General features: G+C 47.9%; 16 protein-coding genes and 2 pseudogenes. 5 read left to right on the forward strand and 13 right to left on the reverse strand.

Features of this window, described 5'->3' with window-relative positions:
• Positions 1-312, forward strand: a pseudogene (locus tag A3GA_RS12225) (hypothetical protein); the annotation flags it as partial.
• Positions 313-368: 56 nt separating this feature from the next.
• Here the strand turns inward: A3GA_RS12225 and A3GA_RS0110295 are convergent.
• Together A3GA_RS0110295 and A3GA_RS0110305 are read right to left on the reverse strand one after the other, a co-directional pair.
• Complete coding sequence (locus tag A3GA_RS0110295) at positions 369-560, reverse strand: hypothetical protein (protein WP_146741184.1); 192 nt, start codon at positions 558-560, stop codon at positions 369-371.
• 813 nt (positions 561-1,373) lie between these two features.
• Positions 1,374-3,224 (reverse strand): ABC transporter ATP-binding protein/permease, encoded by a 1,851-nt coding sequence (locus tag A3GA_RS0110305; RefSeq protein ID WP_018027325.1) that lies wholly within the window; start codon positions 3,222-3,224, stop codon positions 1,374-1,376.
• 154 nt (positions 3,225-3,378) lie between these two features.
• On the opposite strand from A3GA_RS0110305, the gene A3GA_RS0110310 reads away from it, so the two are divergent.
• The 4 genes from A3GA_RS0110310 to A3GA_RS0110325 are packed head-to-tail and all read left to right on the forward strand — an operon-like array spanning position 3,379 to position 6,553.
• Positions 3,379-4,224 (forward strand): ferritin-like domain-containing protein, encoded by an 846-nt coding sequence (locus A3GA_RS0110310; protein ID WP_018027326.1) that lies wholly within the window; start codon positions 3,379-3,381, stop codon positions 4,222-4,224.
• Positions 4,225-4,237: 13 nt separating this feature from the next.
• A complete protein-coding gene (locus tag A3GA_RS0110315) occupies positions 4,238-5,527 on the forward strand; it encodes a D-amino acid dehydrogenase (protein WP_018027327.1) in 1,290 nt (429 codons plus the stop codon).
• A 12-nt stretch (positions 5,528-5,539) separates the two neighbouring features.
• Positions 5,540-6,010, forward strand: coding sequence for a TM2 domain-containing protein (locus A3GA_RS0110320; protein ID WP_018027328.1), 471 nt, complete (start codon positions 5,540-5,542; stop codon positions 6,008-6,010).
• Positions 6,011-6,034: 24 nt separating this feature from the next.
• Entirely contained in the window at positions 6,035-6,553 is a 519-nt protein-coding gene (locus A3GA_RS0110325; protein WP_018027329.1) for an SMI1/KNR4 family protein, read from the forward strand.
• A 123-nt stretch (positions 6,554-6,676) separates the two neighbouring features.
• Here A3GA_RS0110325 and nadC read toward each other — a convergent pair whose 3' ends face one another.
• From nadC to tnpA, 11 genes and pseudogenes are all read right to left on the reverse strand, one after another.
• Positions 6,677-7,546 (reverse strand): carboxylating nicotinate-nucleotide diphosphorylase, encoded by an 870-nt coding sequence (gene nadC, locus A3GA_RS0110330; RefSeq protein ID WP_018027330.1) that lies wholly within the window; start codon positions 7,544-7,546, stop codon positions 6,677-6,679.
• Between the two features lie 93 nt (positions 7,547-7,639).
• A complete protein-coding gene (locus A3GA_RS0110335) occupies positions 7,640-8,506 on the reverse strand; it encodes a peptidoglycan DD-metalloendopeptidase family protein (RefSeq protein WP_018027331.1) in 867 nt (288 codons plus the stop codon).
• Between the two features lie 41 nt (positions 8,507-8,547).
• Positions 8,548-8,889, reverse strand: a complete 342-nt coding sequence (fdx, locus tag A3GA_RS0110340) for an ISC system 2Fe-2S type ferredoxin (RefSeq protein WP_018027332.1) — start codon at positions 8,887-8,889, stop codon at positions 8,548-8,550.
• An 18-nt stretch (positions 8,890-8,907) separates the two neighbouring features.
• Positions 8,908-10,767 carry a Fe-S protein assembly chaperone HscA gene (gene hscA / locus A3GA_RS0110345; RefSeq protein ID WP_018027333.1) on the reverse strand — a complete coding sequence of 620 codons (1,860 nt, stop codon included), beginning with the start codon at positions 10,765-10,767 and terminating at the stop codon, positions 8,908-8,910.
• Positions 10,768-10,815: 48 nt separating this feature from the next.
• On the reverse strand, positions 10,816-11,319 hold the full coding sequence (gene hscB / locus A3GA_RS0110350; protein WP_018027334.1) for a Fe-S protein assembly co-chaperone HscB: 504 nt from the start codon (positions 11,317-11,319) through the stop codon (positions 10,816-10,818).
• A 17-nt stretch (positions 11,320-11,336) separates the two neighbouring features.
• Complete coding sequence (gene iscA / locus A3GA_RS0110355) at positions 11,337-11,660, reverse strand: iron-sulfur cluster assembly protein IscA (RefSeq protein ID WP_018027335.1); 324 nt, start codon at positions 11,658-11,660, stop codon at positions 11,337-11,339.
• A 106-nt stretch (positions 11,661-11,766) separates the two neighbouring features.
• On the reverse strand, positions 11,767-12,150 hold the full coding sequence (gene iscU / locus A3GA_RS0110360) for a Fe-S cluster assembly scaffold IscU (RefSeq protein ID WP_018027336.1): 384 nt from the start codon (positions 12,148-12,150) through the stop codon (positions 11,767-11,769).
• A 39-nt stretch (positions 12,151-12,189) separates the two neighbouring features.
• Complete coding sequence (locus A3GA_RS0110365) at positions 12,190-13,404, reverse strand: IscS subfamily cysteine desulfurase (protein WP_018027337.1); 1,215 nt, start codon at positions 13,402-13,404, stop codon at positions 12,190-12,192.
• Between the two features lie 14 nt (positions 13,405-13,418).
• On the reverse strand, positions 13,419-13,943 hold the full coding sequence (locus tag A3GA_RS0110370) for a Fe-S cluster assembly transcription factor (protein WP_018027338.1): 525 nt from the start codon (positions 13,941-13,943) through the stop codon (positions 13,419-13,421).
• 280 nt (positions 13,944-14,223) lie between these two features.
• The gene (locus tag A3GA_RS0110375) at positions 14,224-14,715 is read right to left on the reverse strand and encodes a low molecular weight protein-tyrosine-phosphatase (RefSeq protein WP_026156956.1); all 492 of its coding nucleotides are present in this window, start codon (positions 14,713-14,715) and stop codon (positions 14,224-14,226) included.
• Positions 14,716-15,076: 361 nt separating this feature from the next.
• Positions 15,077-15,487 (reverse strand): annotated as a pseudogene (tnpA, locus tag A3GA_RS11655) (IS200/IS605 family transposase); the annotation flags it as partial.
• Between the last annotated feature and the right edge of the window lie 9 nt (positions 15,488-15,496).

The following is a 15,496-nucleotide window of genomic DNA, read 5'->3' on the forward strand; positions in this document are numbered from 1 at the left end:
GATGGAGATGCTATCAACCGGCTGCTCACCATCTTCGCCAAGGTCTGCGCCGATTTCCATCGTGCGGCAGTACATCGAGCAGCAGCAAACACCCCACTGAAACTCAAGGACGGCTACGCCGTCCGCGCTATCCTTCCCCGCCCTGAACGGCGGGGCTTGTCGCGCACCCGGTCAAAAAAGTTAAAACTTCAATCTTCAAAACAGATCACACTATCAATAAACCAAGCGAGAAATGCCAATATGCATATCCACATCGCTATTTTCATAAACACTAAGAATAACCTCAGTGGACTTTCTTCAACGCTTCCTTGAATCCGTACTTCATGTGGATTCGCTGGGTTGACCAACAACGGTAAACGCTCACCAATTTAATAGCGTTTCACAGGACTGCGAGCTGTTGAAGCATGATAATAGGTGTTACCCTCAAAAACATAACGAATCTTAGCTTCATAGAGCGTTGAAAATTCGCCTTTGATCGTTTCATAATCCATGACCTCTGCTTCCACGCATTTGGCTTTTTTAGTAAAACGCCGATCTAAAAAGCTTAAATAACCCACCATCACCATAAAAAACGATCATGAACCAGAAAGCGGGTTGTGCGCTATAAAAGGCTTCTCAGAAATTCATGGACACCCCTGAAAGACCTTAATCAATTTGCAGCTATGATTCACCAAGCAAAATAAAGTACTTAGGCTTTTGAGGCAAATACTTTAGTTTAAATTCACCACCCTGCCTCGGGATACGTACTGAACCATCACGCGGTTAATAATCATCCGTGATATTCAAAAACGAGGCTTCTTGCTGCCTACTGTCTGCTAGTGTATAGCGCACTCGATACCGTTTTACACTATTAAAATTCAATGTAACCGAGGTATTTTCAACTGAGGTGACCGTGCCTCTTGTTTCAATACCGTAATGATTAATCATCGGCACACGAATAAGCTAATCGAAATGATTAATCAACACCATCACCGGCAACAAGATCAAAAGCACACGCAAAGAGTTTAAATTGAAATTAATTAATTTCAACAAAAGTAGGAGGAGCAACCACAATGACCACAACTCCTCAAACATCCAAACTATCCAACTTGCGATCATTGCCATTTGTACTAAGCCCTTTGAAATACTAGGCTGCAATTGGAATAACGTTCTGCTACCTTAATTAGCACAAGCAGCACGACATAGCTACTAAGTTTGCCGCTAAACCCTATTCAACCATCCTCAGACCACAGCAGATGTATCTGCCTAGCTCACAGGCATTACGCTCGCCTATGATGCGTAGATCCGCCAGCATTCACTTGCGCTAATTTTAGCAACGCGATCATGACGTTTTGATTAAATAGGCATGTCCAAAAGTCTGAACTCAATTGCAACTACGCCTCATCGGTAGCGGGTAGCACCCGACTCCATACCTCCTGAGATAATTCCTTAAGCGCTTCTTCTGAACTTTGCATAGACCAACTACCGTCCGCCGAAAGATTTAACACATGGGTATGATGGCTTAATAAGGTACTGCGATGGCCTACACTGATGAGACGCATATGCGGCAAGCGCTGGCGGATCAGTTGATACATAGCGTACTCTAATCCCTCATCCATCGCTGAGGTCGCTTCATCTAAAAAGGCCACGCTCGGTTTGGTCAATAACATACGACCAAAGGCAACACGCTGCTGCTCACCCAAGGATAAGATATGCATCCAATGATTTTCTTCATCGATACGATGCACTAAATGGCCAAGACTCACTAACTCCAACACCTTAATCGCCTCTTCACGGGCATTGTCCGGTGCGTGGAATGGATAATAAAGCACATCAATTAAATGCCCCTCAGGCAGGTAAGGCTTTTGAGATAGGAACAAGGCCTCATCCTTGGGGCATGTAATACGACCCTCGGCATAGGGCCATAAACCCGCCACCGTTCGTAAAATCGTGGTCTTACCCGAACCAGAAGGACCGCGGATTAATAAGGCATCGCCGGCCTGCACCTGCAGATCTAAATCCCTCACCAACACACGGCCATTGGGGGTACTGATGGTGACCTGCTGTAAATCCACCTCATCGGCTTGTTGTCGCACCTCGGGATGCGGTAATTCCTCTGCCTTATCGATGGCGCCCATAAACTCGGTCAAACGATCTAATACCGCTTTGAACCCGGCAAACTCATCATAGGCGGTACGGAAAAACGACAAGCTATCTTGCAAACTGCTAAAGGCCTGCGCCGTTTGAATCATGCCACCCAGGGTCAATTGCCCAGAGAAAAAACGCGGCGCCTGTAATATAAAGGGGAAAATCACCGCCACTTGCGAGACGATAAAGTTAAAGCCTTGAAACTTTAAAGAACGGTGCACAATCGCCCACACATTTTCAATCACTGCCTTAAAGCGCTGGTTTAACTTAAAACCCTCTACCCGCTCACCGCCATAAAAAGCTACACTTTCCGCATACTCACGCAGCCGGATTAGGGAGTAACGATAGTTTGCATTAAGCCGCTCATCCAAAAAGTTTAAACGAATCAAAGGACGACCGATTTTAAAGGCAAATACCGTGGCAATCAAAACATAAATAAAGAGTATAAACACAATCCCGCGCGGAATCTCTACGCCAAACAGTGCCAAAGGACCTGATAGATTCCATAAAATCACCGTAAACGCCACCACCGACACCATATTGGTAATCAGCCCTAGGGTTAGGCTTAAGGAGACGCTGACAAAGCTTGCCACATCCTGCTGAATCCGTTGATCAGGGTTATCTACTTGCTGCTTTAAAAAAAACAGGCGGTAGTAGTTTTTATTGCGCAGCCACTGATTCAGTACCCGCTCGTTAAGATCCTCACGCCAACGAATGGTAAAGGCCTGCTGCATATAAAAGGCCGTGAGCGAGCGGAAAATATGAATAATCGCAAGCACCGCAAAGACCATCATCTGAATCCAGAAGGTGGACTCGTCCTTTTCCTGCAAAGCGGTATACATGCTGTTATACCAGTTAGAAAACAGCACGCTGAGACGCACACCAAATAAGCTTAAAAAGAGGATCAGCGCAAAATTTAAAGCAGCAATGGGATTTTTTAGTGGATTAAAATAAGTTTTGGCTATATGCCAAAACTGCGCTGCCCAACGGGTCGTGCGCACTAAGATAAAACCTACTAAAAACAACAACACCAGCGAGCAAACAAAGGCAATGCCGACCCACTGCATACTCGCAACCAACTCTTTATACCAATCCATAACGTCCTTCTGTGAGCTAACTTCCTGCTCTGCTTTGATTTTAATTTAATCAGTGCAATTAAAAATTCTAACGCATTTGAGACACATTACGTCCCTAAACGTTAGAATTAGACAATGTCTTTTTGTTTTTTTTATTATCAGGTTTTAAATTGTAATGACTCACGCTAACTGCTTACGTAAGCAGGCATTGGAAGCCTTAATTTTATCCGACCCCTGCGCTAAAGTAACTGCTGTTGAAGCGATTAATTTAGATGGGGATTATGTGATTGATCTGAACGCCGACTATCATGAGATTGCCGAGCGTGCCGCTATCCCCGGGCGCCCTAGCAAGCCCGAATTAGTCGATCCCAAGGCGGTTGGCATGCGCTCAGTACACACGGAGGAGGGTCGCGCCACCCTACTGCATGCTATTGCCCATATTGAATTTAATGCCATTAACCTCCATTTAGACATTGTTTGGCGCTTTCCTCAGCAAACTGAGCAATTTTATCTAGACTGGCTAGCTGTGGCAAAAGAGGAAGCCAAGCACTTCCGTTTATTACGCCAACGTTTAGCGGCCATGGGTTACGATTATGGCGCGTATACTGCGCACAATGGTCTTTGGGATATGGCTGAAAAAACCAAAGGTGATTTATTAGCCCGTTTAGCCCTGGTGCCGCGTACACTCGAGGCCCGCGGCTTAGATGTCACGCCCGGTATTCAGCAGCGTCTAGCCCAGGTGGGTGATAGCAATAGCGTCGCCATCCTCGATATTATTTTAAATGAGGAGGTGGGGCATGTCGCGATAGGCAATCGTTGGTATTTAGCCGAATGTGCGGCACTGGATTTAGATCCTATTGAGGCCTATGCCAATTTACTTAAGCAGTATGGCGTGGCCAATCCCAAAGGTCCGTTTAATAAATCCGCACGTCAATTAGCCGGTTTTAGTGATGAGGAATTGGCTTGGTTAGAATCTTTAGAGCAAGACCGCCGCCAATCACCGCAACAAAGTAAGCATTAATTTAGGATAGATGATGAATCAAGCACAAACACAGTCAAAACAAGCCCTCGTACTCGGGGCCGGTATTATCGGTTTATGTAGTGCTTATTACTTACAGCAAGCCGGCTATCAGGTCAGTGTGATTGAGCAAGAGCCGGAAGTCGGCAGGCAGACCTCCTATGCTAACGGCGCCCAACTCTCCTATAGTTATGTGGCACCCTTGGCCGCTCCCGGCGTTCTGAGTCAAGTGCCTAAATGGCTACTGGATCCTGATGCGCCCATGCGCTTAAAGCCCTCACTTAACCCGGCAGATATCTGTTGGGGTATTCATTTTGCTAGGGCTTGCAACGCCGCACAAAGTCGCCAAACAACCCAAGAGCTGCTCAGTCTATCTTTTTTTAGTCGTGACTTATATCATGCGCTGTTCGAGGAAATACAGGACGTGGATTTTGATCGACCCGGCAAGTTAGTCGTCCATCGTGAGCACGCGCATTTCCAAACAGCGGTTAAGCAATTGGAAATCCAGCGCGCCCTGGGTTGTGAGCAATATGCCCTATCGACCGAAGAGTGCATTGAGAAAGAGCCGGCATTAGCACCACACCGCGCAGACATTGTGGGCGGTATTTGGACGCCCAGTGAGGAGGTAGTCGATAGCTATAAACTCTGCCTAGCCTTAAGAAAAAATCTGCAGCAAAAAGGCGTGACCTTTTTATTAAATCAGCGGGTTCAAGCCCTTGTACCGACACAGGCTCATCGTACCGCGGCGCAAACGGTGGAGGTACTCCTAGACAATGGCTCACGGCTCAATGCCGATGCGATCGTGGTGGCCTTAGGCTCATTTGCCAATGAGTTATTAAGACCGCTACACATCAATATCCCGGTCGCACCACTTAAGGGCTATAGCCTAACGCTCCAGATCACAGACAAAAAGCAAGCGCCCTATGTCAGCATTACAGATTATGAGCGCAAGGTAGTTTATGCCCGCATCGGTGAGCGCCTACGCATTGCTGGCATGGCGGATAGAGTGGGCTTAGATCGCTCACTTGATAGTCGCCGTCTTCGCACCCTAATTAATGAGGCTAAAAAGCTTTTCCCGGGGGCGGGTGATTTGGAGCATGCTGAGCAATGGGCAGGCTTACGTCCCGCCACACCTAAGGGTAAGCCCATTATTGATAAAACGCCCTATGCCAATCTCTGGTTAAATCTCGGTCATGGTGCCTTGGGTCTCACCCTTGCCACCGGCTCTGGTAAGCTCTTGGCTGAATTAGTGAGTGCACAAGCTAGTACCATTGCCCCGGCAGCGTTTAGACTCGATCAAGCATAAGGAATCATCGTGATGTTAAAAAATGCCCTCTTAAGTGTTGTGATTTTTGCGGCCGTGCTGATTGCACTCACCTTTGGTGAAAATGTTTTCAGCGCCTTTGCCAGCTGGGTTTATGAGCTGACTGGGATAGCGATTATCAATCTTAGCTCTATCTATCATAGTCTCAAAGGCTATGTGATGCAGGATCCCATTAAAATAGCGCTCGCTCTGATTATCACCTCGATCATCAGCTTCTGGCTCTTTAAAAATAATAATGCCAAGCTAAAAGAAAAAGGCACACCACGCAAATTAGCCATAGTGCTTGCCATCTTTTTAGGCTGGCTAGGGGTACATCGCTTTTATTTAAATCAAATCCTTAGCGGGCTGCTATACTTAATTATCTCGCAGCTCTTTTTACCACTTTCCGTCGTCCTCAGTTTGATTGATGCGATTCGCTATGTGTCCATGGATGATCATAGCTTTGAACAACGCTTTAAGCCTTAATTTATTTTTTTAAGGAATACGCTTATGTCTACCGACGATACCATCCATTTTACCCTCAACGATATTAGTATCGGTGCCGAGCAGTTTGATTCGCAAGCGCTACTAAAAGCGTGGTCATGGTTAGTCCCAGCACAGCTGGAGCCACTGTTTGTGACGATTTTTGGTGATGCCTTTATGAGCGACCCAGAAAGCGGCGCCGTCTACTTTCTAGATACCATTGACGGCTATTTAGAGCAGGTGGCGGATAGTTTTGAAGATTTTGAGCAATTACTCACTGATGATGAGGAGTTTGTGCGTGACTACTTCAGCGTCCTCACCTGGTTACGCTATAGGGATGAGGTACTGGGCGCGGATGCCATGCCAAAGGGCATGATCTTTAACTACATTACCCCCTTTGCCTTGGGCGGTGAGGTAGAAGCGGACAATATCGCCCTCTTCCCCATTCAAGCCCATTTTGATATGAGCGGGGAGTTTTGGGAGCAACTACAAGGCCTAGAGCAAGAGCTAAGCCAGGAAATAGCCGCTGAAGAGCGTGACGAGTAGTAAGCGGGCTTAGCTAAACGGCGCCCTACTAGCCCGCTAGTTTAGCGAGCTAGCCTGCGGTCGGTGCCGCCTCATCATGCCTCAACCCCAAAACAGGACAAGCGCTAACAACCTCAGACACCCTTAATCCTCTAGCGCATCGAGACCAATATCTAAAATCGGTGCGCTGTGGGTTAACCAACCGATAGCGATTAAATTAACTCCCTGCTTTGCGATCGCAACCGCGGTTTCAGGCGTCACCCCACCACTGGCTTCACTAATCGCACGACCATCAATGCGACGTACCGCTTCGGCCAAATTGTCTAAGGACATATTATCCAAAAGAATCACTTCAACCCCAAGTGCTAAGGCCTCATCTAACTGCTCCAAGGTGTCCACCTCGACCTCGATTTTGACCATGGCCCCAATGGCAGCACGCGCTCGCTCCACCGCTTTACTCAAACTACCCGCAATGGCGATATGATTATCCTTAATCAGAATCGCATCGTCCAAACCAAAGCGGTGATTCTGACCGCCACCCACACGCACCGCATACTTTTCTACCGTACGCATTAACGGCGTGGTCTTACGCGTACATGTGACCTTACAACCCCATTCGGCAATGCTATCGGCTATGCGTGCCGTCACACTAGCAATACCGCTTAAATGACAAAGAAAGTTTAACGCCGTACGCTCCGCCGTCAACATCGCCCGCGCAGGTCCAGCAACACGAGCAATACGACTGCCCTTTTGCAAACGCGCCCCATCCTGCAGCAAGGGCTCAAACACAATCTCCGCATTGACCAATTTAAAGGCCAGACGGGCTAGGTCCAAACCCGCCAACACACCCTCGGCACGCGCTACCAAATAAAGCTCAGCTTGTACCTCGGCAGGAATAATCGCATCACTGGTAATATCACCAGCACGACCTAAGTCTTCGACCAAGGTGGCACGCACAAGCGGCTCAATTAAGAGTTCAGATAAAGGAGGAATGGTAGTGATCTGCATCGTCATAAGGTCTATTAATAACTTTAATCCTAAAATAATAACGCCTCTAATTAATAACTGATTAATCTAGAGGCGTTTACATCAAGCGAATGCCTAAACTTAAGGCTCAAAGGCACCGATAAAAATGGCGGGATCCACACGTTGATTATTTAAACTAACGGTCCAATGCAAATGTGGACCGGTGGAGCGACCGGTGCTACCCACCTTGGCAATCACCTCACCGCGGCGCACCCGTTGCCCCTTAACCACATCAATTTCGGACAAATGGCAGTACATGGAGATAAGGCCCTGACCATGATCAACAAATACCGTTTTACCATTAAAGAAATAATCACCTGTAATCGTCACTACCCCATCAGCTGAGGCCTTAACTGGTGTTCCTTGTGGCACGGCAATATCCAAGCCCGCGTGCGGATTACGCTCTTCGCCATTAAAGAAACGGCGCAAACCGAAAGGACTCGAATAGCGCCCGCCCTCTACCGGACGGTCAAGAACCACATTACTCGGTATGGCATCTCTAAAAGCTTTATAGGCTGCCGTTTGTTCTGCCGCCTCACGCTTATAACGATCCAAGTCTGCTTGCGAAGGGTTCACATGACGATTACTGCTGAGCTTAATATGCTGCTCACGGTATTTTTTTGCACCGACCTCAAAATTAACTAGCTCCTGGGTGCCACCGTAATTGACCGTTAAGGTATGCTGTCCAAGCTTAGTTTTTTGACCAATACCCACAATCGCTAAATAGCCCCCAGCGTCGCCATTCGGGACCACTAGCACGGCATGTCCTTGATAGGTCGCTGTTGGCACAACGCCACGCTCTGCCAGAGCTAGTACCGCAATACCACCAGGCACCGGACGATGTAACTGCTTTTCAATATAGGACTGCGCCCACGCAGGAGCTGCCAGTAACACGGCGATTAGACTTGTGGCGAGAAACTTTATTAGCTTAGTTGTTGCGGCCATCATGCGCCCCCCCTAAAACCTAAAACGCTCGTCGTATAAATAAATTAATGATTTTCCTTGGCGTGATTGATCGTGTATTTAGGAATTTCAATCACTAAATCCTCATCCCGCACATAGGACTGACACGATAGTCGCGACTCGAAGGTTAATCCCCATGCCTTATCCAACATATCCTCCTCATCCTCACTTGCCTCATCTAAGGAGTCGAAACCCTCTTTGACAATAATGTGGCAAGTGGTACAAGCACAGACCATCTCACAGGCATGCTCCATGGGAATACCATTATCCAAAAGAATCTGACAGACACTCACATCCGTCGGAACATCTTCGATGACTTTACCCTCAGGGCAGATTTCTGCATGAGGTAATACCGTAATTTTAGGCATCTTTTGCTAACTCCTGAATTATAACTCTTCAACCCTTTTGCCAGAAAGCGCACGACGGATACTACGATCCATACGTTTCGCTGCAAAATCATCCGTGGCTTGGCTTAAACGATGGATCTGGGCACGAATGGCCTCCGTATCCTCACCCGCAATTAATTGCTGTAGCTGCTCCACTTCACTACGAATCTTCGCTTCCTCTGCAGCGCTTAATAAATCACTATCGGAGGCCAAGGCGGCGACAATCGACTCAATCAAACGACCGCCATTGACCTGTTGTTCGCGTAGTGAACGCTGCTTCGCATCTTCCGCTGCAAGCTGCATGCCCTCACTCAACATCCGGGTCACTTCCTCGTCGGTCAGACCGTAGGATGGTTTAACCGTCACATGTGCCTCCACGCCCGAGGTTTTTTCACGGGCAGAGACATTTAATAAGCCATCGGCATCCACTTGGAAGGTCACACGAATACGGGCTGCTCCCGCCACCATGGGCGGTATCCCACGCAATTCAAAACGTGCTAAGGAACGACATTCATCAACCAACTCGCGCTCACCCTGCACCACATGGAAACTCATGGCCGTTTGGCCGTCTTTATAAGTAGTGAACTCCTGGGCGCGTGCCACTGGAATGGTGCTATTACGTGGAATCACCTTTTCGACCAGACCACCCATGGTTTCTAATCCTAGGGATAATGGCGTCACATCTAAGAGTAACCAGTCCTCACCGGGTGAGGGATTACCCACCAGCTTATTCGCCTGCAAGGCAGCCCCAATGGCCACCACCTGATCGGGATCAATATCCACTAAAGGCTCTGTCCCAAACAGCTCGCCCACCATCTCGCGCACAATCGGCATGCGGGTTGCGCCACCCACCATCACCACCCCACGCACATCAGAGGCTTTCATATCGGCATCGCGTAAGGCCTGCTTAACCGTATCTAGCGTATCCTCGACCAGCTTGCGTGCGATATTTTCAAAATGCGAACGTGGATAATTTAAATCCAGATGCAAGCCATTCGACAAACTCACTTTAAAATAGGCCTTGCTTTGCTTACTTAGACGCTCGCGCATTTTACGGGCATGGCTTTTTAATAAGCGCCAATCCGCATGGCTTAAATCGGCTGTCTCGTGATGCTTTAAAATATCATTGACAATTAAGTCATCAAAATCATCACCACCTAATTGCGTATTACCGCCCGTGGCTAAGACCTCAAACACCCCTTTGCTTAAATTCAAAATCGAAATATCAAAGGTGCCACCACCCAAGTCATAAACGGCATACACCCCTTCGGCGGCGCGATCCAAGCCATAGGCTACCGCTGCCGCAGTGGGCTCATTTAATAAGCGTAAGACATCCAGCCCGGCTAAGCGCGCCGCATCACGCGTCGCTTGACGCTGCGCATCATCAAAATAGGCGGGTACAGTAATCACCGCCCCCACCAGTTCATCGCCTAAGGAATCCTCGGCTAATTGACGCAACTTAGCCAAAATTTGTGCCGATACCTCCACCGGACTAACATCACCGTGTAAGGTTTTAAAGCGTATCGTACCCTCACTTGCCACCAGCTCGTAGGGCAAGTTCATCGCTTTGACTTCTTCATAGCCACGCCCCATCAGACGCTTAATGGAAAAAAAGGTGTTTTGCGTGTTGCGACTTTTGGATTGCACGACGGCATGACCAATTTGCACACCGCCATTTTTAAGATAGCGCACGGCTGAGGGCATACTTTTCCTACCCTTTTCATCTGTCAAAATTTCCGCTACGCTACTGCGAACCGAGGCCACCAAGGAATTCGTCGTGCCTAAATCAATCCCCACCGCCAAACGACGTTGATGCGGCATGGGTGATGCGCCGGGTTCAGATATTTGTAAAAGTGCCATAGATAAATTCTTTTTCTAATGCTTGCAGAGATTGTTGCTGCGCCAAAACTAGGGCAATTGCGCTTTAATCTCACGTCGAAACTTGTCGATAAATAACCATTGACGTAGCTTTTCAGCCGCAGCTGGCCAGTCTTGTTGCTGATCAATTAAATCGGCGACCGCCTGATTTAGTGCTTGCTCCTCGGTCTCGACCTGCCCCATGAGTTGTGTTAAGGCCGCGCCATCATCCGCTGAAGCCGCTAATTCCTCGCGCCACTCCATCTGCTTAAATAAAAACTCGGGTGCCATGGCCGTATTACTTTCGGCGGCAATATCCACGCCATGCTGCTCGCATAAATAAATCGCTCGCTGTAACGGGCTTTTTAATACCTGATAAGCCTCATTAATTAAGCTCGCCCATTGCATTGCGACGCGCTTTTCCGCATCGCTAGCGGTAGCAAAGCGATCGGGATGGACTTGGGCCGATTTGGCACGCCAAAGCCGCTCTAATTCAGCCTGATCGATATCAAATTGCGCAGGCAATTCAAATAATTCAAAATAATCTTGATTCACGCGACATCCTGAGGGATTTAAACCGTAAAGGACTCGCCACAACCGCAGCTCGCCTTTTCGTTAGGATTAGTGAATTTAAAGCCTTCATTAAGCCCTTCGCGAACGTAGTCAAGTTCGGTACCGTCAATATAAACTAAGCTTTTGGGGTCCACAAAAATCTTGACATCGTAGCTCTCATAGACCTGATCATCTTGTTCAGGCACATCCACATACTCCAGTTTATAAGCCATACCGGAACAACCTGTGGTACGCACACCAAGACGCAAACCTAAACCCGCACCGCGCTTATCGAGGTAAGTTTTAATATGCTTAGCTGCTTTTTCTGTCAATGTGATTGCCATAACTAACTCACTAGTTTAAATTTAAATAACCTGCCTTATAAAAAGGCCTGCTCCGATGTCGTTTTGCAACACCCATCGGAGCGCTAGCGCCAAACAGCCGAATGGATTAAGCGTTATTCTTTTCTTTGTAATCCTTAACCGCTGCTTTAATCGCATCTTCGGCTAGGATAGAACAGTGAATTTTAACCGGTGGTAAGGCTAATTCCTCTGCAATCGCAGCATTTTTAATTTCTAAGGCCTCATCCAGGGTTTTACCCTTAACCCACTCAGTAATTAACGAACTGGAAGCAATAGCGGAACCACAGCCGTAGGTTTTGAAACGCGCGTCTTCAATCACACCCGCATCGCTTACCTTAATCTGTAGTCGCATTACATCACCACACGCCGGGGCGCCAACCATGCCCGTACCCACACCGGCCTCGTCCTTTTCAAAACTGCCGACGTTACGAGGATTTTCATAATGGTCTAAAACTTTATCACTGTATGCCATGACCTAACTCCTTAAAATAAATGACGATTGATGGTGAAATTAATGTGCAGTCCACTCAATGGCGCTGACATCAATACCCTCTAAATGCATATCCCAGAGTGGCGACATTTCACGTAACTTAGCCACTTGTTTTTTAATTAATTCAATTGCGTAATCCACTTCTTCTTCGGTATTAAAACGACCCAAGGTAAAGCGAATGGAGCTGTGCGCCAACTCATCATCACGACCAAGTGCACGCAACACATAGGAAGGCTCTAAACTAGCAGAAGTACAGGCAGAACCGCTCGATACCGCTAAGTCATTAATCGCCATCATCAATGACTCACCCTCAACATAGTTAAAACTGATGTTAAGATTGGCACCGATACGATGCTCCATATCACCGTTAATATAGACCTCTTCGATCTCGGACAGACCCTGTAGCAAACGATCTCTAAGCGCACGGATACGCTCATTATCCTTGGCCATATCCTCCTTAAGAATACGGAAGGCTTCGCCCATACCCACGATCTGGTGGGTCGCCAAGGTACCTGAGCGGAAACCACGCTCATGACCACCACCGTGCATTTGCGCTTCTAAACGAATACGAGGTTTACGACGCACATACAAAGCACCAATACCCTTAGGGCCGTAGGCCTTATGAGCCGATAAAGAAAGTAAATCTACCTTCACCTTGTTGAGGTCGATATCCACCTTGCCTGCCGCTTGGGCCGCATCCACGTGGAAAACGGTTTTATTTGCACGGCAAAGCTCACCGATGGCTTCAATATCCTGAATTACACCGATCTCATTATTCACCCACATCACGGAAACCAAAATTGTATCCGGACGCAGCGCCGCCTTTAAGACTTCTAAATCTAAGAGACCATTAGACTGTACGTCAAGATAGGTCACTTCAAAACCTTCACGCTCTAATTCGCGCATCGTATCAAGTACCGCCTTGTGCTCGGTTTTGACAGTGATAATATGCTTGCCGCGTGACTGATAAAACTGCGCAATCCCCTTGATTGCCAGGTTATTTGACTCGGTGGCACCCGAGGTCCAAATCACCTCGCGCGAATCGGCGCCGATCAAATCAGCCACATGCTGACGCGCCTGCTCAACCGCTTCTTCAGCTTCCCAGCCGAATGCGTGACTGCGTGAGGCCGGGTTACCGAACTTCTCATATAACCAAGGCACCATCGCATCAACCACACGCGGATCAACCGGTGTTGTTGCTGAGTAGTCAAAATAGATTGGTAAACTTACTGACATTACTAACTCCTGTATCAAACAGCACCCGACAGGATGCCACTTGTCTTATCGCTGGTCTTATCACGCATCACTACCTCAGCGTGAGCGGACGATTTGTTTTGATGGTTTAACTGGCGCATACGCTGCTTATCGACTAAATCCTGCAAAGACACATTGTCCAAAAAATCCACCACATGACGATTTAAGTCGGTCCATAGCTCATGCGTCATACAATGACCTGAGGTTGCACCGTCCCTGCCGGTATCACATGCCTTTTTGCTACCACAGGCCGTGGTATCGACGGGTTCATCAACCGCAAAAATAATATCTGCAACACTAATATCTCTGGCATAACGGGCTAATAAATAACCACCACCCGGCCCACGTACACTTTCCACTAACTCATGGCGACGTAGCCTACCGAATAACTGCTCAAGGTAGGATAAAGAGATATTTTGTCGCTCACTAATGGCCGCCAATGTCACCGGCCCGCTATGATAGCGCAGACCTAAGTCAATCATAGCTGTCACGGCAAAACGCCCCTTGGTTGTTAAGCGCATAAATGGCTCCTAAAAAATCCCACTAATTTACTCAAGTATACGGTCAAAAAAATTTTAACAACTAAATAAACTAGCTATAATAACCATAGCCAGCCTCAATACCTGAGTGATTTACTCAAGTATAACAAATAGTATAGTAAATTGCTATGGTATTAAGGAGTTAAATAGAATTTTTGCAGATACTGTGGCTAAAAGCGCAACGCATGAGGATAAGTGCTGATGATAGCCGGGCGCTGATAAGCTGAGATCCTATCACGCCTACACCAGCACGACCCCAGTCCTAAGCCACTTGGGTGGACTTCGTGCGACGACTGACCACCTCAAACACCCCCTGACAGGCGTCCTCAAGATAGTCCAGCATTTTGTAGAAGCTATCTAGCCCGCCATAAAAGGGATCGGGCACCGTTGCTTCTTCATAGTCATTTGCAAAGCGCATTAACAGCATCAGTTTATGATGCAAGGGACGCGGACAAATCTGCTGCATATAGGAGAGATTTTCCCAATCCATGGCAAGAATAATGTCATAATCACGAAAATCCTCTAAGGTGATCTGACGCACTTGCATATCGCTCACATCATAACCGCGTCGACGGCAGACAAACTGCACCCGCCCGTCGGGCGCATCACCCAAATGATAGTTATGCGTGGCGACCGCATCCACTGTAATCGTGTCAGACAAGCCCGCTTCCTGTAGCATATGGCGTAAAACGCCGACTGCACCCGGCGCCCGACAAAGACCACCCATACTCACAAAAAGCACTTTTATTCCCATATCCACTGAAATCTAAAAATTGTAAAAATAATGCGACTTGATTTGACAAAACTAAAAGAGCACATTATAAGCCATTTAAGTAAAAACTTAAAGTGCTATTTTTTTCTTCCCATTAGCAAAAAAACCATTAAAAAACGGTAGCTTAGCTAGGCCTATTTATGCCCACCTCAACCACGACAAGCGTCTTTAACGCCTACAACACCGTCGCCAATCACTCTACTTAGTGACCGGGTGCGCGACAAGCCCCGATACCTTTCACGCTTTCTAAGCCCTGCGTAACTTAGTGACCGGGTGCGCGACAAGCCCCGCCGTTCAGGGCGGGGAAGGATAGCGCGGACGGCGTAGCCGTCCTTGAGTTGCAGTGGGGTGTCTGCTGCTGCTCGATGTACTGCCGCACGATGGAAATCGGCGCACCGCCACAGGATGAAGCGAAGTAGGACGGCGACCATAGTACGCCCTTCCAGTAGCGTTTCTGGATGTCGGGTCGTTCCTTGCGCAGCAGGCGGCTGGACACACCCTTGAGGTTGTTCACGAGGTTGAAAATGGCGACCTTGGGCGGGTACTCGACCAGCAGATGCACGTGATCGTCTTCGCCANCCATCGCCATCAGTTCAGCCTCGAAATCGGCGCAGACCTTGGCGAAGATGGTGAGCAGCCGGTTGATAGCATCTCCATCGAACACGCTGCGGCGATACTTCGCTACAAAGACCACATGGACATGTATCTTAAAAACGCAGTGTCGTCCATGCCTAATATCGTTGTCGTCGCTCATAGGCCATAT

It is taken from the genome of Oligella urethralis DSM 7531 (assembly GCF_000372065.1).
GTDB classification, from domain to species: domain Bacteria; phylum Pseudomonadota; class Gammaproteobacteria; order Burkholderiales; family Burkholderiaceae_B; genus Oligella; species Oligella urethralis.